Below are 22061 nucleotides of genomic sequence, written 5' to 3' on the forward strand. Positions count from 1 at the left end.
CTGGGGGCTAGCGGAGGCGGCCTGACTTTTTTTCCACTAGCGATACGTGACAGCTGGGCTGCAAATGCGTGGCGCCCGCAAGCCGATCTTTTAGCGGACGGATTTGGGAGTGACTTCGTTTTCAGGTATTGGCTGCCTCATCGATCCGGCGAAGGAACTCCGTTAGCTGTTCCCGCTCCTTGATGTTAAGTGTTTCCAGGATGGCGCGCTCGGTTGCAAGGTGGTGAGGCAATGCGGTCTCGATGAGTTCTTTTCCGGCACCGGTGAGCGCTACGAGCGTGCCGCGGCCGTCGTCCGGATTTGCCTCGCGCTGGATGAGCCCGCGGCCTTCCAACTTGTTCAGCCGCTGGGCTACGGCGCTCGTAGAAATCATTGCTTCACGTGCCAGTTCCGCCGGGGTGATCCGGTATGGGGTACCGCTGCGCAGCAGCGTGGCCAGCACGTCGAACGATGACGCGTCCAGGCCATGGCGCGCGAAGGTGTTCGCCAAGCGCGACTCGACGGCGAGTGCGGTACGGCTCAACCGCCCGATGACGGCCATCGGCGAGACATCAAGGCCGGGTTTCTCTAACTGCCACTGTTCAAGGATCCGAGAGACTCTGTCTGCCATGGGGCAAGTCTAGGCAAATGCTAAGCACTTAGCTATATTAGCTAAGTGCTTAGCAAACGCTTTCTCATCCTGACCGCGGCCTTGGCTCCAGTACTTTGGGGCACCACTTATCTCACAACCACAATGCTCCTGCCCGAAGGTCGCCCGCTCCTCGCCGCGACATTGCGCGCGCTCCCTGCGGGAGCGCTGCTCCTTGTCATTTGCCGTCAGCTGCCGCGCGGCGATTGGTGGTGGAAGTCCTGGGTGCTCGGCATTCTCAACATCGGGGCGTTCTTTGCGTTGCTCTTCATCGCGGCTTACCGACTTCCGGGCGGGGTAGCCGCAATCGTCGGTGGCATCCAGCCCCTCGTTGTCGCGCTCTTGGCCAGTCGGGTCCTTCACGAGCGGTTGACCCCGCGAATCGTTGCGGCCGGCGTTTCAGGCGTGTTCGGCGTGAGTCTTATAACGCTTCAGGCGCAAGCCCGTCTGGATACCATCGGCGTCCTGGCCGCCGTCGGCGGGACCCTTTCCATGGCGTCCGGGATCGTGCTTTCCAAGAAGTGGGGTCAACCCGCGGCCCCATTGACCACCACCGCCTGGCAGCTCATCACGGGAGGGCTCACGCTCTTGATCGTGATGCTCGCCTTCGAGGGGTTCCCCGCAACTCCGCTGACAGCCGCCAACCTCGCCGGCTACACCTATCTTTCTATCGTGGGCACTGCATTTGCCTACGTCATGTGGTTTCGCGGCATCGCCCGGCTTCCCGCGAGCACCACGGCGTTCCTGGGTTTACTCAGCCCGGTAGTGGCCATACTCCTCGGGTGGGTGGTCGCAGGCGAGCTTTTCACGCCAATGCAGATGCTGGGAATCGCCATCGTCCTTGGCTCCATCTGGGTCGCCATCCTCACCAAGTCTCCGGCGCGTCCTGACGCCAACGAAAGGGTCGCTAAGGAGCGCGCCCGTTAGTCGTTCACTTTGCTGGCGGGTAAGGGCTGTGAGGGAACCCGGAAAATCCAATTGTCTGGGAATCAATCACATGTCATTTGGGGATCCTCGAACGGACATCCTGAATCACCACGGCGAGGCGTTGTCCGGCTGGCAATGATGGAGAATCGGTGCATGATCAGCACAGCGAAGGTTGAGGGTTTCGTGGTTCGGGTGGGGGGTCTGTCACGAGCTGAGGTCGTGCAGTTGCTCCACAGTAACGGCGTCTTGCTCAATGTTCACGCCGAGACGCTGCTCGCTCACCCCGAGTTCGACGCCCCAAAGGGTCAAAGCTTTCGAATCGTGGAGCGAATGGTAGAGGATCTTGGCTTCAAGCATGGCGCGGTTCAGTCCCGGATCTTCACCGCTGCGATGAACCAAGGCCTCGAACTCTGTCCCTTGGTGACGGGCCCTTACCTCCGATTGGCGATGATGGGCCAGGCGAACGCGCCGGATTCCGCCTTGTCCGCAGGCCGCGCCCCGGCCGGAGCAATCCACGTCGCTTCCGAGCCGGTGAGCGATGACGTGGAGTATCCCAAGGGCTTCTACCTCCGTGTTGTGGACGGGCAGGCGTGGCTGAGGGGTTATCGGTGTGATGACGCGTATGTGTGGGCGCCAGACCAGCGGCTCGCGTTCCTATTGCCAGGTGGCTAACGGGACGCGAGCCCATTTTCTCACCACAGGGAGGAGTAGCGATACCGATGCCGTATCGTCCCGATGGAGGATCCCTATGCGGACACGGAACGGCTGTCCAGACGCCTGCTGACATTCCGTGCAGACGACTTCGGTGTGGATTTGATCGCTATATGGCGTCGATTTATGGTCGCTTTTCGTCGCACCAGCACCCGTAGGTATTTCTTTTAGTCGGACGTGTTCCACAGGCTATTAGTCATCGGGGAAGTTGGATGCCGGCCGGGTCTTTTCTTCCAATGCAACGGAGATCATTCGGAGCTCAGACACATCCTCAGAGGCGTGAGGTCCTCAAAACCTAGGACACTTCCTCAACTGAACCGCTGTGAACTGCCTTCCGTAGCTGAAGACCAGCCACTCAAACGCGGACTAAGCACCAAGTCCAGGTGGCACGATGGTTCGATGAACTCAACTTGGCAATTGTTCAGACACCGAGCGATGGAGGCAGATCGCCTCGACCAGGCTGTCAGCTTGTGCCTATTCCTGGCAGCAGTGGCCATGGTGGGCGGCATGCTGGGCGTCGTCCTGGTGTGGGGTGATTTAGTGATGCCGGGATGGGCTCTTAGCGCCTCGCTGCTTGTACTTTCGCTCGTACTCACAATCGTCGGCGTATTTGTGCGCCACCGTCGGAAGACTGCCTCGGGCGAGCAAAGGTCAACCCGCAGGGGTTCGCGACTGTGGGCGGGGCTCGCAGTTTTGGTCGGCGTTTGCAGCGTAATCAGTGGCGTAGGCGATCTTGGTGCAACCTATACCGTCCTGCGCCCCCAGGGGCCCGGCTTCTGCCAGGCCGCAGTGAGAGAACACTCGTTCATGTTTGCCGGTGGCGGCGAGTTGTACGCAGCGGGTTTTGGTGGCTTTGGCAGGTCTGTTAGTTCTTGGACCGCTGATGATGGCTACCAACCAATTGCCTCCGACACGTATGAATTCAAGTGGGACAACGAAGGTGCGCTTCTGCAGCTGCACGGCGCCGACCCTGTTTGGCCGGCGTTGCACGATTTTGACTGCCCTTAGTGAGGGCTGAGTGCTCGGGCTTGTTATGGCTTCAACTGCCCGAGAATCTTCCGTAGACGCCGACATTCAGCGCTGCGACGGCTAAATTCCGCGGAGCTGCCCGAGGGAGTCCGGTTACCAACGTGTTGAAGCCTGCCTCAGGGATGGATATACGGTTACACGAGTTCATCATGGAGGATACGCGCAGCGTGACCCATCGCCTGCTCAGCTGACGGCTGGATGACAGCTGGCACCCGACTACGAGTGAGCGCAACAACGACTAAGCTCTCGCCGCCTATGTGTTCGACGACGCCCGCTTCGTGACGGAGATGGACGAAGGAACCCGTTTTCGAGCACCAGACCGATGTATCGGCTGAGAAATCCGGTGCGAGGCGATGTCGGAAGACGTTTGCAGCGAGCATCTCGCGCAAAGGTGCCGCCACTGCCTCACCGACGCTTCCGTCCCAGATCTTTTGCAGGACATCGGCAAGCCCGCGCGCGGTGCCAGCGTTAGCACGCTCGATGTCCAGTTGGGGCAATGGAGAGGGGTGCCCCTGCCTGTCAGCAGAAACAACGAGCGAGTGCACCGTAGCAGCATCGCGGGTTACGGTTTGCGTCGCGAGTGATGCGTAAAGTTCGCCAATTGGATGACGCAAAACGATACCGCTGATCCCAAGGGCCCGGAGCCAATTCGTGACGTCGAGCGGGGAGACGATGCCGAAAATTGCATCTGCGGCCGTGTTGTCGCTGATCTCAATTGCAAGCCGAATGAGGTCCCCCACGGCGATCGTCACCGGGTGAGTAAAGCGGGCAATGCCTGGACCACCCTGAGATCGGCTCGCGTCATCGATGCGCACCGGCATGCTGAGATCGAGCCGACCCTGCTGCGCAGCTTCGAGCGCTGCCGCCGCTAATGGCAGCTTGGCTACGGACGCCAGAGGGAAGGGCCGATCGGCATCAAGTGCCAGCTCGTCTCCCGTGCCAAGGTGACGCACGAGGAGAGATCCCGAAAGTCCCGCGCTCTCGAGCACGTGCGCTGCCCGGCGCAGGGCCCTCGTCCCCGCAACGGTGTCGTGCGCCGGGACAGTCAAGATTGCCCCCGCCTTACGCCGCCGAGCGCCGCAGCGATTTCCCGCCCAAGAATCGTATCGAAGAGCTTCCTGGCATCTGTCGAGCGTGACTCAAGCCGATACGCACGTGAGACCGTCAATTCGCGCACCTCGAACCATTGCAAACGCCACGCGGCCGCCTGCTCCCGCGTACATAGGACCCAGTCCTCGCCTGCTAGCGCTCCTGTGAGCGCGCTGATGACGCTTGGGGATTCGTAAACCTGATGTGCTGCCAGCCCGGACTCCGCAGCGGACTCTCGTAACAGGGTCAGAAGCTGGTCGGACGCGTCCTCCGCCAGCACTGCGATACGCCAAGCCGCGTGTGGCCGCAAGGCCCGGGTCGGACGCAAAGCCGCAAGTGTGAGCGGCCTGGTCCGATCGGTAGCTTGCGCGAGGCCCAGTGGCACCATCCAGTCTGCCCGGGCGGTCTCGACCGGAAGAATGGCGGCATCCGCTTCCCCTAGCCGGAACCTCAAAGAACGCCGCTCCCGGTCATTCTCCTCGACCTGGAGGTCGGCGCCCGCCCCCAGTGCGCGTAATCGAAGGGCCGCCCACAGCGCGGGATCATGATCGGGTGGTACGAGAAGGCGGATCGTGCCGCGACGATGGGATTCTGCAGCATCCAGGAGCGCGCGTTCGGCGCTCAGAACCGCTTGAGCATGTCCGAGGAGTGCCGCGCCGAAGGGCGTGAGACTCACTTGGCGCGTACTCCGCTCGAGCAGAGCTCCGCCGAGATGGACCTCCAATGCAGCGACTCGCCGACTGACTACGGGCTGGGTCGTCCGTTCGTCGTGCGAGGCCGCCGAGAAACTTTGCCGCCGAGCGACGGCAACGAATGCACGCGCACAACTGAGGATATCCATCTCCTAATTATGCGGAAAATACATAAAACTCGTCATTTCAGGCTTTGAACGCATCAGGGCATTCCCGCAGACTGGCCGCATGAAACCAATTGACGCATCCAATCCCCAAGACCGGAATATCGCCCCGACCCGTCGCGGGATCCTCAGGCTCGCCACGGGTGGAGTACTCGCAGCCTCACTAGTCGCCACGGGAAACAACCCGGGATTCGCCCAAGGGAAACCTCCCGGACCGGGGAGCGCCCGTCCGCATCTCGACCGGGCAATCGCCGCCCTCGAATCGGCCAATGGCGTCACGATCGGCATTGTCGCGGGCCGACAAGGACAAAAATCCTATGCCTACCGAGGCGGTGATACGTTCCCGATGTGCTCTCTTTTCAAGACCCTCGCTGTTGCCCGGCTCCTGCGCGACCACGCGTACGATGACGAGTTCTGGAAGCGCCGAATTCGATTCCGTGATGATCAGATCGTGGAGAACTCCGTAATTTGCGCTGCCGACGAGGACCGGGACATGAGCGTGGAAGAGCTCGCCGAAGCTGCCCTGCGTTTCAGCGATAACACGGCTGGTAATCTCCTGCTCGAACTCATCGGAGGCCCATTGCAGATAGGGGCGTATGCGCGAACTCTCGGCGCCCCATCCACCCGGCTGGTCCGCTGGGAGCCGGAGCTCAATGAGGCGCTTCCCGGTGACCTCCGCGATACCAGCACGCCGTCTGAAATCCACAAACTCTACGAGGCCCTCTTGCTCGGCGACGCGCTCAGTACACTCGGGCAGGCCCGTCTTCGCAGCTGGATGCTCCGCAACACCACCGCCGGCAAGCGGCTGGGTGCGGCGGTGCCACCTGGAGCTGAACTCGCCGACAAGACAGGTGCCGGCGCTTACGGAGTCGTCAATGACGCGGGCGTCGTGTGGCCGGATGCGCGTCCACCGCTAACACTGGCCGTGATGACCAAGACCCACGATCCGGATGCGGTAAACAACAACGCCGTCCTCGCGCGCGTTGGCCAGTTCGTTTTCGCGGAGCTCCTCTGATGGACGCTCGCCCAATGAGGCGTTTTACCGGCATGGCCTCCAAAAGCTCAGGACGCAACTCGAAGCTGTTGGCTAGGCGACACCTGGAGCGGCTAACCTCCCGCGGCCTGCTTCTCTTCGACCCACTCTTTCAGGTATCGGGTGGCGTTGGCGTTGCTCACACCCGCCGCTTCCCGCACCGTCGAGACGGTAGGCCGGCTGTCAGTTTCAGAAGTCGACTGCACGGAATGTCCAAAGCCGTCTGCAATGCCATGCATCAAGGCAAAGACAACAGTTTTAGGGGGCGGCAATGCGAAAGCGAGCTTTGGCGCCGATACTCGTTATGTTGCTGGCCGCCTGTGGTGCACCGTCCGGTCCAACGGATTACCCACGTACTGCTTCTGCCGACGACCGATGGGGCGTGGGCGTAAGCTACCCTGTCTATTCGTCTCTTGCCGGGTGCGAAGACGATCCCAGTGTGGAGTCAGCTGTGCAAAGCGCGGACATGCCGTCCTCCAGACTTGGATTCCGGCTGAAGGCGGGAGCGTCCGAAGCCGATGCCCTCCGCGTTGCAGACTGTGTGGCCCCGCTTTTGAGCAGCGGGCAACTCACAATCATGTCCCCTGGGGTTTGACCAGTTTCTGTGGACGCGGCTCCCGCCCATTAGCCGATCGGCTACCGGGCATTTATCCGTACCTTGCCTAGACTCGAGCGCATGGTCAACGTTGTTTGCGATGCATACTCGAGCAGGGCGGCGGAATACGTCGAACGCTTTGCTTCAATGGGTGTTGTGCACCCTTCAGATCGGCAGCTGGTGGAGACTTGGGCGGATGGCGTCGAGGGCGCGGTACTCGACGCTGGCTGCGGTCCGGGCCAATGGACGAATTTTCTCAATGTAGCTGGGATTCCTGCACTCGGAGTGGATCTGGTTCCCGAATCGAACACGCCCGCGTTGCCTACCCCGGCATTCCGTTCCGGACAGGCAGCCTCGACGCCCTCGATGTCAGCACCGGGACAATTGGTGGAGTGCTCGCGTGGTACTCACTGATCCACCATGAGCCTGACACGATCCGCACTCCTCTCTTGGAGTTCAGTCGAGTACTCCGCCCTGGTGGCGCCGTGCTGGTCGGCTTCTTCGATGGTGACGTCGTCGAGAAGTTCGATCATTCGGTCGTCCCGGCATACCAGTGGCCGGTAAGTGATCTCTGCGACGAGCTGGTAGCTGCGGGCTTCGATGTGGTCGAGACGCACGCAAGGACAACCACCGGGCAGCGATCTCACGGGGCAATTCTCGCCGTTCGCTGAGGTGCTCGGTGGGGGATCCCTCAGCGTGCATGAGTTTGGTGTCCTCAAAAGTCTTCAGGCAGCACGGTATCCGTTTCTCGGATGAGGTATGCGTCCAGTTCTGGATCTGCGAGGATTTTCCCGGCAGTGGCAATATCACACCCGATGATGAGGCTTCGAGCGTGTATATCTTGGCCGATGCACCAGTGCAGATCATCCGGCCACCAGTACATGGGAACGCGTCCGCTGTCTGTGATCGGAACGATGGCAGTGCCCTTTTCGTCGACCAGCTTGCCCGAGTACAGGACCATTCCCCGGCCGACTGGCGAGAACTCGATCACTGATTGGCCGTCCTCCTCGGCATAACCTTCCCAAGTTGCGAAGTTGTAGCGACTGGAGTCAAGGTTTAGCACGCGTATCAGCGCTTTAGCGAGGCTCGGGTGTGGGTTGCCCATGTCGGGTTGTGAATTGTTGGCCGGCCTGGCTTCGGAGCTGACCGTCACCTGATCCCATTGCATCCACGGGCTCGTCTCCAGGCCACCACGTCTTACGACGTCCGACCACATGACAACCCAGCCGGGTGCAATCTCGATCTCCTACACCGATATGGCGTCAATTGGCGGGTGCTTTAGGAGCAATTAGGCCACGGGGTCGTCCTGCTGCCGGAGCGGTTCAATTCCGGTGCTGGCGAGGCGTGACCGAAGAGTCGGCACGCCGGGACCCTGAAGGTCCTCGAGGTAAGGAACGCGTCCGGCCATCCTCATCACCAGGGCAAGGGTCGACCCAGTAACCAGCGGTCCCGTACCAGCGGTGAAGGGCCCGTCATCTGCCCTCAATTGCAGACTGGCAGCGTGCGTGCGGCTGGCAACAGTGAAGTCGCGGCGCGCGTAGAATTCCGCGACGGGTGTCAACGCGTCAATGCTCGGAGTACGGTGAAGCCCCAGCGGGTGGCGGATGTCTTGAGCGTGCACGACTACCCCCAGATAGGCCGGAGTGTCGGAGGACGGTGCGATGTTGCTATTGATGACGGCGCGAAACCGGTCCAGGGTTTCGGCCGAGGTGTTACCGCGGTGCTCCTCCAGTCGGCGTTGGTTGTGCACGTCAGGGCGGAAGCGCGCACCGAGCATGCTGCGCAGCCACTGCCACTGGTTCAGGCTCGCTGCGGCAGTGAGATGCGCGACGACTTGCTCGTCGTCCCACCGTCCACATAGAGTCTCGTGATGCCACTGCTCCTAGCCAAGGACTGCCAGGTCTTTCGCCAGCGCGGCGCGCTCAGCATGCGCTAGAGCCCAAAGGTGGCCGTCCGAAGATTTCGCCATGACGTCTGCTTCCTCTATTCGAGTTTCGTGGCTTCACTCCCACGCTCGCTTCTTGTAGGCGCATTCAAGCACAGCAAATGATCGGTAGGACGAAAACTCCTCAGAGAATGAGGTGTCGGCCCGTAAGACGTTCGGCTTGCGGGTCGACTATCGCCTGTATTCAGCCCCGGAGCGGCTCAGCACCGATCGGCGGCGAACATGAGGGCGGAGTATCTGGGTGGCGGCTGAGTATGAGTGGTGCGTCCCTGCTGCGTGACCGTGGTCAATACCAAATCGATGTTATTGGTTGAGAAGTGTCTGCTCTCGATTTTGAAGGAGCTGGGAGGTTCCAGCGGGCCCAGTCCTGGTGGCGGGTGGTGGGCCGGTCGAGGAGGTAGCCTTGCACGGCTGTCACGCCGAGAGTGGCGACGGCCGCGAGTTCGTCATGGGTTCGATTCCTGCGGCGATGAGCGTTGCTCCGAGCTGTTCGGCGAAGCCGGCCCATGGCCTCGCCGAAGGCGTGGCGGAGGGGATCGGTGTCGATTCCGGCGATGAGGTTGCGGTCCAGTTTGATGATGTCGGCTTGGAGCTTCCTGATGTGGCGGATCGAGTCGAAGTACGAGCCGGCATGGTCCGGGGTAGCGATGTCGCTGGTTATCTGTTCATGGTGGGGAGGGCCGCTCACTGCATGAACTGACGCTGGCTGGCAAGTCTTTGGATCTCCGCAAGCGATCAACGGCTGAGCTGTCATTGCATGAAGATGCCTGGCAGGATTGAGCGGCCCAGAGCGGGAGCAGGTCCAGTAGGCGGCCGACGTGCCGCTAGCAATCCTGGCGTTGAGACTTGGCGTGATCCCCGCGTTCAAGCAGCCGGGACACCGTGTAGCCGATGACGAGCCCCCAGAACGCCGGATGGATGTTGAAAAGGCTCAAACCGGAGATGGTCACGACGAAGGTCACCAGGGACCCCAACGTGAAGGCTGTGGCGAAGGCGGTCACAAAGGCTTGCTGGAGGGCCCTCAGCATCGCAAGGCCGCCAAGGGCCAGGATGAATTCCGTGGGTGCGGCGAGCATGAGGCGGGTGAGGGTGGGAGCCAAAAGGGCGCAGATTATGGCCAGGGCGCCGTACACCACGGCAGCTGTGTACTGGCGCTGCCTGCTTCCCGAGGAGGTCATGAGGGCGTTCGTGGGGCCGGTCACGCAGGCTGAAACAGCGCCGCAGCAAGCGTTGAGCAAGGAAAACGCGCCTGAAACGATGGCGAAGACATTGATCGGCGGATTGTGGCCGGCGGCACGGAGAACGGCGACGCCCTGGCCATTCTGAACGAACAGCACGGTGAGGGCCAGGGGAACAACCAGTTCGAGCTGGGCAGCCCAGGTGAACTCAGGAAGGGTGAAGACCGGGGTGGCAAGAATCGGTCCGCCTTCCCGGAGGGCAAACTGACCACTTGCCGCCACGGCCAGGCAACCGACCACAAGGGTGCCCAGCACCGGGGGAATGAACCTGCCCAGGGCAGGCACGGCCGAGAGGACCAGAAAGACGGCCACCATCGGGACAGTCACCACGGGGTTCGCCTGGGCTGAGGCAACGACGTCTGTGCCGAATTTCAGGAACACAGCGGCCACCATGGCCATCACAATGGGCATCGGGACCGCCGCCATGATGCGCCGTACCATTCCGGTGGCACCCAGGGCGAGGATGAGAACAGCGGACGTGAAGAAGGCGCCGACGACCTCAGGAAAGGACAGGTGCTGCAGCGACGGGCCAAGGAGCACCGTGCCGGGAATGGACCATGCGAAGCCCAAGGGCTGGCGATAGAGGAGCGAAATGAAGACGGTCGCGGCCCCGCCCGAGAAAAGGATGGCAAACACCCAGGATGCGAGCTGGCCTTGGGTAAGTCCGCCCGCTGCTCCAACGGCCAGGGTGACCGCTACCGGGCCGGAGCTGGAGAAGATGAGACCGATCACCCCATTGGATACATAGGGAGTGCCCAGGTCACGGAGGAATTGGCGTACGCCTGCGGGGCGACCCTCGGGGCGTTCAAGCAGCGGTTGGGACTCCGCAGCCACAGCGGCCTCCGCGTGGGGCATGTCGGGCGGGATCAGGCGGGATCGCGGCATTCTGGCTCCTGGGATCGGCGGAAAAAATACGGGCGCCCCGGAGTTGACACTCCGGGGCGCCTTCCGTGCCAGATCCGGGGCCGGACCGATTGCGAGGGGTGGTTCCTACTTGTGCTGGCCTTCCTTGGCGAGGACGTAGTCATAGACCACTTCTTCGCCGGTCTGGCCGTCCGTGCGCGGACGCGGGTCCAGCATCAGCTCGGGCTTGACTGCCGATGCGATGTCATCGGCGTTGTGAGCATCGCCGGGGAAGTACAGCTGCTGGGTGACAGGCTGGAAGCCGGGCGCGGAGACCTTGATGTGGATGTGCGCCGGGCGCCAGGCGTGCCACCCGGCCGCGTTGATCAGCTGTCCGCAAGCTCCGTCCGTGGGAATCTGGTACGGCGCCGGGCGCATCGTGTTGATTTCGAAGCGGCCGTCGTCGTCTGCCTTGACCGTGGCGCGGAAGAGCCACTCGGGGAGGCCCGGGGCGTACTGGGAGTAGAACCCGGCGCTGTCCGCGTGCCAAATTTCCACCTGGGCACCCTGGATTGCATTGCCTTCGGTATCAGTGAAGTGGCCCGTGAAGTGCAGCGGGGTGCCCTCCTCGTCCTCGCGCATCTCCACGGTGCCAGGGCTCTGGAGCACGGGGGAGCCGGGCACGTAGTAGGGTCCCTCGATGGTGCCCACGGTGCCTGGACGGTCCTGGGAGTTGACGTCCTCGACAGTGTGTTCCAGCCACACGTCCAGGAACAGCGGCCATTCCCCGTCCGTCCCTACCTTGATCAGCCAGGCCTTGAGTGCGTTGTATTCCTCGTAGGTGACCTCGTGTTCGACGACGATGTCGTTGGCGGCCTTGATAAGTGCCCCTGCCAGCAGGCTCACGCGTTCCTTCGGCACATCCAGATGCGCGAGCTTTCCTGAGGCGGTAAAGCGTTCGGTGGCCTTTGAGCCGGCTTCGACGGCTGTGCCCTCGTCCTCTGTGCGGGTGTCCGCTTGGGTCTCAGTCATGGTGTTCTCCATACTCTTCATTGAACAGGGGAGGAAAGGTTCCTGCACCCGTTGCGAGCCTCCGTGCGTCAGGATTTGAATCCGCGGTGACGTGGCTGCGCGTGATGTCTGTCTCATGGTAAGCCTCGCGATCAGGACGCCACAAATATCGATTTGGCCGCTTTTTAGTCATGAAACCTACATAGTTGCACCCTTGGTCGAACCTAGGTATTTGCCTGATGTGAGAGGGGTCACGATAGGACAAAATTGCCTGACAACGTTCCCCGTCGGCGCCACCGTCTGACCCGGACCTGCCGCCAATCCGCACAGCACTCTCCAATGAAGGAGCAGCCATGACCGAGAACCTGAACCATGTCCGTGAGGTCCTTGCCGACGCAGTGATCGACGACCGTGAGAACGGCGTCATCCGGGCCAAGCGCGAAATTTTCACCGATCAGGAGATTTTCGAACTGGAGATGAAGCACATCTTCGAGGGCAACTGGGTTTATCTCGCGCACGAGTCCCAGATTCCCAACGTGGGGGACTACTTCACCACCACCATTGGCCGCACCCCCGTGGTGATTACCCGCGACAAGGACGAGAACCTTAACTGCATCGTCAACGCGTGCTCGCACCGCGGCGCCATGCTGTGTCGCCGGAAGACGGACAACCGCACGACGTTCACTTGCCCGTTCCACGGCTGGACGTTCAAGAACTCCGGTGAGCTGCTGAAGGTCAAGGACTCCCGCAACGCCGGTTACCCGGAGAGCTTCAACAAAGAGGGTTCCCACGACCTCACCAAGGTTGCCCGCTTCGAGTCTTACCGCGGCTTCCTGTTCGGTTCCTTGAAGGCTGACGTTCTCCCGCTCGAAGAGCACCTGGGTGACGCCACCAAGGTGATCGATTCCATCGTGGATCAGTCGCCGGAGGGCCTCGAAGTGCTCCGTGGGGCATCCACGTACACCTACGACGGCAACTGGAAGGTGCAGGCCGAGAACGGCGCCGACGGTTACCACGTCACCGCCGTGCACTGGAACTACGCCGCCACCACGGCCCGCCGCAACTCCGGCGACTCCGCCAACACCACCAAGGCCATGGACGCCGGCAAGTGGGGCAAGGTCAAGGGCGGCTTCTATTCCTACGATCACGGTCACCTGCTGTTGTGGCAGGAATGGACCAACCCGGAGGACCGCCCCCTGTGGGACCGCCGCGAGGAGCTCGTTGCTAAGTACGGCGAGGAGATGGCGAACTTCATGATCAACATCTCGCGAAACCTCTGCCTGTACCCGAACGTCTACATCATGGACCAGTTCTCCTCGCAGATCCGGCACTTCCGTCCCATCTCCGCGGACCAGACCGAGGTGACGATCTACTGCATCGCACCCAAGGGCGAATCGCAGGAGAACCGGTCCAAGCGCATCCGGCAGTACGAGGACTTCTTCAACGCCACCGGCATGGCCACCCCCGACGACCTCGAGGAGTTCCGGTCCTGCAACAAGACCTACTGGGCCACTTCGGCGCCGTGGAACGACATGACCCGCGGGTCCACCCACGAGGTTGCCGGCCCCGACGAACAGGCCAAGGCGCTGGGCATGACCAAGGTGATCGCGTCCGGCGTGCGCACCGAGGACGAGGGGCTCTACCCCATCCAGCACGGGTACTGGAAGGAAGTCATGGACCGGGCCCTGGCGGAAGAGGAACAGTCCGCGCTGGACACCGTTCCTGTCACCGCCTGACCTAGACCACGTGGAACCAGAGAGAGTGCATAACCCATGACAAACCTGATCAGAACAGTTGCGGTGCTCAAGAGCGCTGAGGAGATCGCCACCCTCGAAACCGTCCGCGCCTTCCTGTACAAGGAGGCCCGGCTGCTGGATGAGCGCCAGTTCGATGAATGGCTTCAGTGCTACCACCCGGACTCCGAGTTCTGGATGCCCGCATGGGACGTCGACGACCGGTTGACCGAGGACCCGCAGAACGAGATCTCGCTCATCTATTACGATAACCGCGGCGGCATTGAGGACCGTGTCTTCCGGATCAAGACAGACCGGTCGTCGGCAACCTCCCTCCCGGAGCCCCGCACCGGGCACAACCTCACAGGCATCGAGATCGTGGAGCACGACGGCGACCAGGTGAAGGTGCGCTTCAACTGGTTCACCCTGTACTTCCGCTACAACACAACCGACACGTACTTCGGGACCAGCTTCTACACGATCGACCTCGCCGGCGAGGCGCCGGTCATCATGAAAAAGAAGGTCATCCTGAAGAACGACTACATCCACCATGTGGTGGACGTTTACATGATCTAACGGCCGCGCGCCGGTGCCCGGCACTTCCCGGGCACCGGCGTGGACGGTTCCGAACCCCGTGCCCACCGGGCACATCCGCACTTTCCGGGTCGCGACGACGCGACCCCCAGCAGGAGGAAATCATGGGCCACAAAGTAGCCCTCAGCTTCGAAGACGGCGTCACTAAAGTCATCAAGGTAGGCGACTACGAGACGGTGATGGACGCCGCTTACAAGGCCCGGATCAACATTCCGTCAGATTGCCGGGACGGCGCCTGCGGCACCTGCAAGGCCTTTTGCGATTCCGGCTCCTTCGACCCCGGCGACTTCATTGACGACGCGATGACGCAGGACGAACTCGCCAAGGGCTACATGCTGACCTGCCAGGCGGTCCCGGAGTCGGACCTGGCCATCCATATCCCTGCCACATCGGCATCCGCGAAAACCTCGGCCACCACCTTCACGTCCACCATGACGGAACTCAACAAGCATTCGGAAACCACGGTTTCCTTCAGCCTGGAGGTCGAAAACCGCGACGCCCTGGCCTTCCTCCCGGGCCAGTACGTCAACCTCAAGGTCCCCGGAACCGACGCGGAGCGCTCCTATTCGTTCAGCAGCGGCCCCGAGGTTCACGCCGCCTCCTTCATGGTGCGGGTAACGCCGCAGGGCGCGATGTCCGAGTACCTGCGCGACCGGGCGGCGGTGGGCGACACCATCGAACTCACAGGTCCCTACGGTTCGTTCTTCCTGCGGGAGCCCAAGCGCCCCCTGCTGCTCCTGGCGGGCGGCACCGGCCTGGCCCCGCTCCTGTCCATCCTCGAGAAGCTCACCGAGAACCCGCCGTCGACGCCGGTCCACCTGATCTACGGGCTGACTCGCGAGGCGGACATCGCCGGCCTGGACTGGCTGCGGAAATATGAGGCGAAGCTGCCCGGATTCACCTGGGACTACATTGCTTCCGAACCCGGAACGTCCGCTCCCCACACCGGCTATGTCACGCAGATCATCGAGCCGTCCCACCTGAACGACGGGGACGTTGACATCTACCTGTGCGGCCCGCCCCCCATGGTCAATGCCGTGTCGAAATGGCTGGACGCCGAGGGCATCAAGCCCGTCAACTTCTACTTCGAGCGCTTTGCCCCGAAGGAGGCCACCGGCGGCGACGCCGAGACCGGTGCACCGGCACCCGTGGAAAAGATCCAGGCCGAAGGTGACACGATGACACGCAGCGAGGCCGTCTCGTCCCTGGAGACCGGCCGGCTGGATTTCCGCAAGGAGGACAGCTTCGCCCAGCTGGACGCCCGCATGGGCCTGGAGCTCGCGGTGAGCGAGCTGATGCTGGGCCGCCTCACCGAGGAACAGCTGCACCAGTTCCGGCGGCTCGCCGAGGCCACCACCCGCTCTGTGGCGGCCGGCGTCGTTCAGGAACCGGAGGAGTTCGCGCGGACCAACGAGGAGTTCCACGAATACCTCTTTATGATCTGCGATAACCCCATGCTGCTGGAGTCCTACCGCCGGCTCGATGTCCACTCGCAGATGGCGGCGGCCTTCGAGATCGGGACGCACATCTTTGAGCGGGTCACGCGGGACCACGTTGATGTCGTTGATGCCTTCGAGCAGCAGGACAAGGCACGGGTGCGGGAGGTCATCATGGCCCACGCACGGGATGCCAAGGAGACCATGGCCGCGGCGATCGACGCCAAAGGCAACCGCTGATGGCACAGCCGTATGCGGGACAGTTCATTACTCCGGGCCGGTACGCCGGCAAGGTCGCCGTCGTAACGGGATCCGCCCAGGGCATTGGCCAGAAGGTGGCGGAGCGGATCGGGGCCGAGGGCGGCGCCGTTGTCCTCGTGGACCGGTCCGACCTGGTCCACGAGGTGGCGCAAGGGATTGAGGAGGCCGCACAGGGCTCCGGTTCAGGAGGCTCGGCCACCGCGGTGACCGCTGATCTGGAGACCTTCGCCGGAGCGCAGCACGCCGTCGACGCGGCGCTGGCCACGCACGGCCGGGTGGACGTTCTGGTCAACAATGTCGGCGGCACGATTTGGGCCCGCCCGTACGAAGAGTACGACGAGGAGAAGATCGAGAAGGAGATCCGCCGCTCACTCTTCCCCACCCTCTGGACCTGCCGGGCGGTGCTGCCGGCCATGCTGGAACAGGGCTCGGGCACCATCGTCAATGTTTCATCGGTGGCCACCCGCGGGATGCACCGGGTGCCCTATGCAGCGGCGAAAGGCGGGGTCAATGCCTTAACGCAGTCGTTGGCCATGGAGGTGGGCGGACGCGGCATCCGCGTGGTCGCAACCGCCCCGGGGGGTACCGAAGCGCCGCCCCGCAAGGTCAAGCGGGGGCCGGAGGCCGAATCCTCCATGGAAAAGGCCTGGTACCAGGTGATCGTCGACCAAACCGTGGATTCTTCTTTCTTCAAGCGCTACGGGACCTTGGACGAACAGGCCGCGCCGATCGTATTCCTTGGATCAGATGAAGCGTCTTACCTCACCGGAACCATCCTTCCAGTTGCTGGCGGGGACCTGGGCTAAGGCCACGGGCGATGAATTCCCGCAGCCCAGGCCGGGCGGTCCGCTCCAGTAGGATTGCGGTCATGACGACGGGCTCCATAAGCGGTGAAATGGCGGAGGACCTTCCGCTCGTGGGCCGGCGGGGGGTCTTCGAGGAGCTGTTGGAGATTCTCCGGACCGTCCGCAAGTCAGAGGTGGGCGCAGTGGTGATTTCCGGGCCATCGGGCTCCGGGAAGACCGCAGTGCTCGATTTATTCCTTGAGCACTGCCGCACCGGCGTCCGTGGTGTCCGCGTACTGTCCGCTATGGGCGACGAGTGGGAGGCGCAGTTTGCCCTCGCCGGCTATTCCCAGCTGATGCTCACGGTACCGCTCCGCTCGGCCAAGGATTACGACGGCGGCCCGCCCGTTCCCTCGGGCCCCGTCGCGGCTCTCACCCCGGCCCAGGTGGTCAACTACGCTTCGACGCTCAGCGCCCACCTGGAAGGACTGCAGTCGCACGGCACCGTAGTTGTCGCCGTCGACGACGTTCACAAACTGGACGCCGAGAGCCTGCGCATCCTCACCTTCGTCATGCGCAGGCTGCACGGAAGACGGATTCTGTTCCTGCTCACGATCAACCCCGATGACGCAACACGGGTCCCCGCAGGTGCACTGGACTTCCTTTCAGGTCATCAGGTCACCCGTATCGCGCTGGATCCGCTCACTCCGCAGCAGGTCCAGCATCTTGCCCGGACGACGCTTGGCATCGACCTGAGTGCCACGGCGGCCCACGGGCTGGTCCAGCACACCGGCGGAATTGCCCAGCCGGTCGTCGAGCTGCTCCGCGAGTTACCAGCGGAGACGTGGCAGTCGTGGTTCCCCTCCCTGCCTCCGACATCCCGGGTCCGCGCCCGGATGCGCAGCGTCCTGGCGGCCGCGTCGCCCGGGCTGGTCTCTGTGGCAGAGGCTGCGTCCGTGCTCGGACGCAGCGCGGGTCTGGCAGAGGTTTCCCAGGTCAGCGGGCTGGAGTCGGTCATGGAGGTACTCGACGAGGGACACCGGGCAGGTCTGCTGGGCTTGACTGTTGATCAGGCCCATTCTTCCGTGGTGTTCTTTGAACCAGGCACAGCCGAGGCCATCTATGAACAGATCGTCCCCAGCCGGCGCATCGCGCTGCACCGGCTGGCAGCTGAGGCCGTGCAGCCCGAGGGTGAACGTCTGGGCCACCGCGTCTCAGCGACTCCCGGTGCGGACGAGGCCCTTGCTGAGGAGCTGGAGGAGTACGCCCGGGGCCAGGCACTGCTGGGGGTGTGGCAGGATGCCTCGACGGCGCTGTTCTCCGCGTCCAGGCTTTCCCAGGACATCCGTTCCCGGAACGACAGGCTGTTGAGAGCAGTGGACGCCCTGGTGGGTTCCGGGAACATAGCCCAGGCCCAGATGTGGAGCGCGGCAGTGGACGCCCTGCCGTCCTCACCGCTCCGTTCCTCCGTTCTGGGTTACCTTTCGACTGTGTCGGGACAAAATGACAGCGCGCAGACGCAGCTGGAGATGGCCTGGCGCACCTGCAACCCGCAGCGTGATCCCGCGGCCGCCGCGCAGGTGGCGCAGCGCTTCGTCCTGCACGGGGTAGCGTCCTGGGACGGCCCGCTGATTACCGGCTGGGCCGAACGGGCTATGGAACTTACGCAGCCGGGAACCCCTGCGCACATTGAGTCAGAGGCAATCTACGGCTTGGGCCTGTATGCACAGGGCCGGCTTTCGGAGGCGGAGGCCTCCTATCAGCGGGCATTCGAACATGCTGCCGAGAACGCCCAGAAGCAGCGGGTCCAGATGGGTGCCGGCTGGCTGGCGTTACGCCTTGACAACGTTGAGTCAGCGTTGGTGAACTTCGAGGCGGCTGCTCCCACTGAGTACCGTGGCGGCTCGATGCGGATTTCCCTGTGGGCCGAGGCCTGGCTGGCGCGCACCCACCTGGTGCTTGGGAACTGGGATGCGGCTGCCGCCACCGTGGCGCGCGCATCCGTCCGCCTCGAGACCACGCGGATGCCGCTGATCCGGCCGCTGCTGTACTGGACTGCAGCGGAGCTGTGGTCCATGCGCGGGGACTGGGACCGTGCCCGATACTACGTTTCACAGGCGGCCGTGCAGCCGGGGACCTACCGGGCCATGCAGGTGCCGGCAAGCCTTGCCCGTGCCCGCTTCCACGAGGCGCGGGCCGACTATGAAAGTGCTTTGGCGGTGCTGCAGCCGCTGACGGAGCTGGACCCCTGGACTGAGAACCGGGTGTCCTTCTGGCCCTGGCAGGACACCTACGTCAACGCCCTGGTAATGACTGACCAGCTCGACGCCGCCGACTCGTTCCTCACCGCGTTTGAACGTGTCCCGCGAGAGCGGGAAGTGCCGTCGGATCTGGCGCGGATGGCGTGGGCACGGGGCCGGATCGTGGCCGCGCAGGGGGACCCTGACACTGCCAGGGAACACTTCGAGGCGTCCCTGGGCCACCTCCGGGGACTCAACCGGCCGTATTTGCGGGCCCGGATTAGCTTTGCCTTCGGCCAAAGCATGCGCCGGGCGGGCAAGCGTCGTTTGGCGTCCTCGGTCCTGCGCGTGGCCCGGGACCTGTACGACACCCTTGGGGCGGCCACGTACGTGGAACGGTGCGACCGTGAGCTCAAAGCAACAGGTCTCGACATTGGTAACCTGCCCGATCCGGCCGATCCTGTGCTCATGGCGGCCAGCGAGCACCACCTACAGCTCACGGCGCAGGAACGGGCGGTGGCCGAATTGGTAGCGGGCGGAGCCACCAACAAGGAGGCGGCCCGCGCCCTGTTCCTGGCGGAGAAGACGGTGCAGTACCACCTGACGCGGGTCTTCCGGAAAATGGGGATCCGCTCCCGCAGCGAACTTGCGGCTGTGTTCCGGGCCAAGGACTGACCCGGAACACAGCTAGTTCGGATGTCAGCAGGTGTGACTTGTCCCGGCGCTTACTTGACGTCGGACGGGTGCTTGGCGAGCGGCACCACCGAGATGTCCATGAAAGGGAACAGCGGCAGGTTCTGCAGGATCTCATGAAGTTCGTCGTTCGAATCGACGTCGAAGATGGAGTAGTTGGCGTACTCCCCAACCACCCGCCAGATTTCCGGCCACTTACCCGAGTGCTGCAACTCATGCGAGTACGCCTTCTCCTTGGCCTTGATCTCCGCGGCTTCAGCGGCGGGGAGGTCGGCGGGCACGTTTACGTCCATGTGGACAAGAAATTTCACGGATCTACTTTCGGAAGTTGGGATGTTATCGGTCTGAGCGGTACAGGGAGAGCTTGTCTTCATCAACAGCTGTGCCTACGCCCGGTCCCTCGGGAACACGGATGCGACCGCCGGTGATGGTCAGGGGCTCGGCCAGGAGGTCGTCGGCCATGTCCAGGTAATTGGACAGCTCCGCCGCACGCTTGGCCGTATGGGCGAAGGCCGCGCCGAAGACCACCGAGGCGGCCGTGCCGACCTGGGTGTCGATCTGGTTGCCGATATAAACGTCGATGCCCATACCCTCGGCCATCCCCACGATTTTGGCCGCCTCGGTAAAACCTGACCGTGCCGTCTTGACCGCCAGGAGGTTCGCGCCGCCGGTGAGGATTTCACGTGCGGCCTCACCCAGATTGGCAGCAGACTCGTCCGCGGCGATGGGGATGGGGGAGTTCGCCACAAGGCGACGGCGCCCGAGGACTTCTCGGGCGTCGTCGGGCTCCTCCAGGAACTGCAGGCCCAACTCCGCCGTGCGTCGCAACACTTCGGCGGCCTCGTTGGCTGACCACCCGCGGTTGGCGTCCATGTAGAGCTCAGCGTCCTCGCCAAGGCCATCGCGCAGTACCCGGGCGGCCTCGATGTCGAGGTGAAGGGGACGGCGCCCGGTCTTGAGCTTGAAGGTGTTGATGCCATAGGTCTCGCGGAACTCCAGCGCCAATGCCAGCAACTCCTGGGCAGGCTTGAAGCCGAGCATATGGGAGACCCGGAGCGAGTCGGAGTACCCGCCCAGCAGCTTTGTCACTGGCTGCCCGAGAGTCTTGCCAATGACGTCCCACAGGGCGATATCCACGGCCCCCTTGGCCGTCTGGTTGTGGACAGTCCGGTACAGGATTTCCTGGACCTTCTCCCGGTCAAAGATGTCGACCCCGATCAGCTGCGGGGCAAAAATATCCTCTACCACCGCGACGATGGACTTCTGCGTCTCACCATAGGTGTAGGGGCGCGGCGGTGTGTCGGCAGTGCCCACCACCCCGTCGTCTGTGCGGAGCCTGATGAGCACATGTTCTGCCTCGTGCACGGAACCGGAGGCGAAGTGCAGGGGGTGGAGATAGGGGATCGAGTAGGGGATCGCCTCAATGGCTGCGATCTTCATCAGCGGGTCAGCCTTTCATCAGTGGGAAACGGCGCGGGCCGGGGTTCGGGGGGCAGGCTCCCGGGCTCTGCAGTCGCGGTGTCAACGACTTCCAGGAAATTCTGCAGCAGGGCGGAGGGGTGCCCGCGCACCCAGGCGACTGCGAGTTCCACCGCGGGGACGTTTTCAATCTCCCGGTAGACGACGCCTTCGAGCTGGATGGCCCGCACACTGGACGGCATGACCGCCACCCCGCCCCCTGCGGCCACAAATGCCAGCATCGTGGAGGTCTCACCTACGACCTGGGCGATGCGCGGCCGGAAGCCGGCCTGGCGGCACAGGTCTGACGTGGTGCGGTAAAGCACAGATTCGGGTGCGTAGGCGATGAAGTCCTGGTCCTGCAGTTCGTGCATGGCCACGGTCCGGTCTACCGCCAGGGCGCTGAACGAGGGAAGCGCAACGACGAGCGGCTCCTTGGCCACAATCCGGTAGTCGATGTCAGGGGAAGCAACGGGGGGGCGCAGCAACGCGGCGTCCAACGTACCCTCCCGCAGCCCTGCTTCCATGGAAGGCGTGAGCATTTCGCCGTGCAGCGCCAGGGACAGTCCGGGCAGGACCTGCTTGGCAAGGCGGGCGATCTGCGGCATAACGCCGTAGGTTGCCGACCCTGAGAAGCCCACCCTCAGAACGCCGGTGGCGCCCTTACCCACTTGAGAGACATCGGCCTGAAGTGTCGCCAACTCGTTGACGATCTGCCGGCCGCGATCCAGCAGGAGTTGGCCCGCCGCTGTGAGGTCCACCCTCCGCGTAGTGCGGTTGAGCAAGCGGACTCCCAACTGCTCTTCCAGCTGACGGATCTGCTGCGATAGAGGTGGCTGAGCCATGTGCAGGCGCTTGGCAGCGCGGCCGAAGTGCCGCTCCTCAGCAACCGCGATGAAATAGTTCAACTGCCGAATATCCAACGTGGTTCCGTCCTTCCGCCCGACCGGCCCCGC

General features: G+C 63.1%; 20 protein-coding genes and 1 pseudogene. 9 read left to right on the forward strand and 12 right to left on the reverse strand.

The window, feature by feature from the left end; genetic code table 11:
* Window positions 1-121: 121 nt before the first annotated feature.
* Window positions 122-610 (reverse strand): MarR family winged helix-turn-helix transcriptional regulator, encoded by a 489-nt coding sequence (locus tag AC50YC_RS18085; protein ID WP_494954675.1) that lies wholly within the window; start codon window positions 608-610, stop codon window positions 122-124.
* A gap of 45 nt (window positions 611-655) precedes the next feature.
* Here AC50YC_RS18085 and AC50YC_RS18090 point away from each other — a divergent pair, with 45 nt between their 5' ends.
* The 3 genes from AC50YC_RS18090 to AC50YC_RS18100 all read left to right on the forward strand — a co-directional run bounded on the left by AC50YC_RS18090 (window position 656) and on the right by AC50YC_RS18100 (window position 3274).
* The gene (locus tag AC50YC_RS18090) at window positions 656-1555 is read left to right on the forward strand and encodes a DMT family transporter (protein ID WP_494954676.1); all 900 of its coding nucleotides are present in this window, start codon (window positions 656-658) and stop codon (window positions 1553-1555) included.
* A gap of 153 nt (window positions 1556-1708) precedes the next feature.
* Window positions 1709-2227 carry a hypothetical protein gene (locus tag AC50YC_RS18095; RefSeq protein ID WP_494954677.1) on the forward strand — a complete coding sequence of 173 codons (519 nt, stop codon included), beginning with the start codon at window positions 1709-1711 and terminating at the stop codon, window positions 2225-2227.
* A 438-nt stretch (window positions 2228-2665) separates the two neighbouring features.
* Window positions 2666-3274 carry a hypothetical protein gene (locus AC50YC_RS18100; protein ID WP_494954678.1) on the forward strand — a complete coding sequence of 203 codons (609 nt, stop codon included), beginning with the start codon at window positions 2666-2668 and terminating at the stop codon, window positions 3272-3274.
* Between the two features lie 155 nt (window positions 3275-3429).
* Here the strand turns inward: AC50YC_RS18100 and AC50YC_RS18105 are convergent, their stop codons facing one another.
* Both AC50YC_RS18105 and AC50YC_RS18110 read right to left on the reverse strand, forming a co-directional pair.
* Window positions 3430-4284, reverse strand: a complete 855-nt coding sequence (locus tag AC50YC_RS18105) for a serine hydrolase (RefSeq protein WP_494954679.1) — start codon at window positions 4282-4284, stop codon at window positions 3430-3432.
* A gap of 56 nt (window positions 4285-4340) precedes the next feature.
* The gene (locus AC50YC_RS18110) at window positions 4341-5225 is read right to left on the reverse strand and encodes a LysR family transcriptional regulator (RefSeq protein ID WP_494954680.1); all 885 of its coding nucleotides are present in this window, start codon (window positions 5223-5225) and stop codon (window positions 4341-4343) included.
* 79 nt (window positions 5226-5304) lie between these two features.
* On the opposite strand from AC50YC_RS18110, the gene bla reads away from it, so the two are divergent.
* The gene (gene bla, locus AC50YC_RS18115) at window positions 5305-6255 is read left to right on the forward strand and encodes a class A beta-lactamase (protein WP_494954681.1); all 951 of its coding nucleotides are present in this window, start codon (window positions 5305-5307) and stop codon (window positions 6253-6255) included.
* Between the two features lie 1020 nt (window positions 6256-7275).
* On the opposite strand, the gene AC50YC_RS18120 is transcribed toward bla, so the two are convergent.
* The 6 genes and pseudogenes from AC50YC_RS18120 to catA form a co-directional block, all read right to left on the reverse strand.
* Window positions 7276-7485, reverse strand: coding sequence for a hypothetical protein (locus AC50YC_RS18120; RefSeq protein WP_494954682.1), 210 nt, complete (start codon window positions 7483-7485; stop codon window positions 7276-7278).
* Window positions 7486-7583: 98 nt separating this feature from the next.
* On the reverse strand, window positions 7584-8036 hold the full coding sequence (locus AC50YC_RS18125) for a hypothetical protein (protein ID WP_494954683.1): 453 nt from the start codon (window positions 8034-8036) through the stop codon (window positions 7584-7586).
* A gap of 120 nt (window positions 8037-8156) precedes the next feature.
* A pseudogene (locus AC50YC_RS18130) lies at window positions 8157-8738 on the reverse strand (maleylpyruvate isomerase family mycothiol-dependent enzyme); the annotation flags it as partial.
* Window positions 8739-9099: 361 nt separating this feature from the next.
* Window positions 9100-9567: an EAL domain-containing protein gene (locus tag AC50YC_RS18135; protein WP_494954684.1), complete on the reverse strand. Its 468-nt coding sequence runs from the start codon at window positions 9565-9567 to the stop codon at window positions 9100-9102.
* Between the two features lie 70 nt (window positions 9568-9637).
* Window positions 9638-10936 (reverse strand): benzoate/H(+) symporter BenE family transporter, encoded by a 1299-nt coding sequence (locus tag AC50YC_RS18140; protein WP_494954685.1) that lies wholly within the window; start codon window positions 10934-10936, stop codon window positions 9638-9640.
* Window positions 10937-11041: 105 nt separating this feature from the next.
* Window positions 11042-11938, reverse strand: coding sequence for a catechol 1,2-dioxygenase (gene catA, locus AC50YC_RS18145; RefSeq protein ID WP_494954686.1), 897 nt, complete (start codon window positions 11936-11938; stop codon window positions 11042-11044).
* Window positions 11939-12258: 320 nt separating this feature from the next.
* Here catA and benA point away from each other — a divergent pair, with 320 nt between their 5' ends.
* From benA to AC50YC_RS18170, 5 genes are all read left to right on the forward strand, one after another.
* Window positions 12259-13641 carry a benzoate 1,2-dioxygenase large subunit gene (benA, locus tag AC50YC_RS18150; RefSeq protein ID WP_494954687.1) on the forward strand — a complete coding sequence of 461 codons (1383 nt, stop codon included), beginning with the start codon at window positions 12259-12261 and terminating at the stop codon, window positions 13639-13641.
* A 36-nt stretch (window positions 13642-13677) separates the two neighbouring features.
* A complete protein-coding gene (benB, locus tag AC50YC_RS18155; RefSeq protein ID WP_494954688.1) occupies window positions 13678-14214 on the forward strand; it encodes a benzoate 1,2-dioxygenase small subunit in 537 nt (178 codons plus the stop codon).
* 122 nt (window positions 14215-14336) lie between these two features.
* Entirely contained in the window at window positions 14337-15908 is a 1572-nt protein-coding gene (benC, locus tag AC50YC_RS18160; RefSeq protein WP_494954689.1) for a benzoate 1,2-dioxygenase electron transfer component BenC, read from the forward strand.
* A complete protein-coding gene (locus tag AC50YC_RS18165) occupies window positions 15908-16735 on the forward strand; it encodes a 1,6-dihydroxycyclohexa-2,4-diene-1-carboxylate dehydrogenase (RefSeq protein ID WP_494954690.1) in 828 nt (275 codons plus the stop codon). Before benC ends, AC50YC_RS18165 begins: the two co-directional genes overlap by 1 nt.
* 62 nt (window positions 16736-16797) lie before the next feature.
* The gene (locus AC50YC_RS18170; RefSeq protein WP_494954691.1) at window positions 16798-19629 is read left to right on the forward strand and encodes an AAA family ATPase; all 2832 of its coding nucleotides are present in this window, start codon (window positions 16798-16800) and stop codon (window positions 19627-19629) included.
* Window positions 19630-19679: 50 nt separating this feature from the next.
* Here the strand turns inward: AC50YC_RS18170 and catC are convergent, their stop codons facing one another.
* From catC to AC50YC_RS18185, 3 genes are read right to left on the reverse strand one after another with little or no spacing between them, the layout of a single operon-like run.
* Window positions 19680-19958: a muconolactone Delta-isomerase gene (gene catC / locus AC50YC_RS18175; protein WP_494954692.1), complete on the reverse strand. Its 279-nt coding sequence runs from the start codon at window positions 19956-19958 to the stop codon at window positions 19680-19682.
* Window positions 19959-19983: 25 nt separating this feature from the next.
* Window positions 19984-21087, reverse strand: coding sequence for a mandelate racemase/muconate lactonizing enzyme family protein (locus AC50YC_RS18180; protein ID WP_494954693.1), 1104 nt, complete (start codon window positions 21085-21087; stop codon window positions 19984-19986).
* Window positions 21087-22028 carry a LysR substrate-binding domain-containing protein gene (locus AC50YC_RS18185; RefSeq protein ID WP_494954694.1) on the reverse strand — a complete coding sequence of 314 codons (942 nt, stop codon included), beginning with the start codon at window positions 22026-22028 and terminating at the stop codon, window positions 21087-21089. Before AC50YC_RS18185 ends, AC50YC_RS18180 begins: the two co-directional genes overlap by 1 nt.
* Window positions 22029-22061 lie beyond the last annotated feature (33 nt).

The sequence above is a fragment of the Pseudarthrobacter sp. MDT1-56 genome, assembly GCF_059383555.1.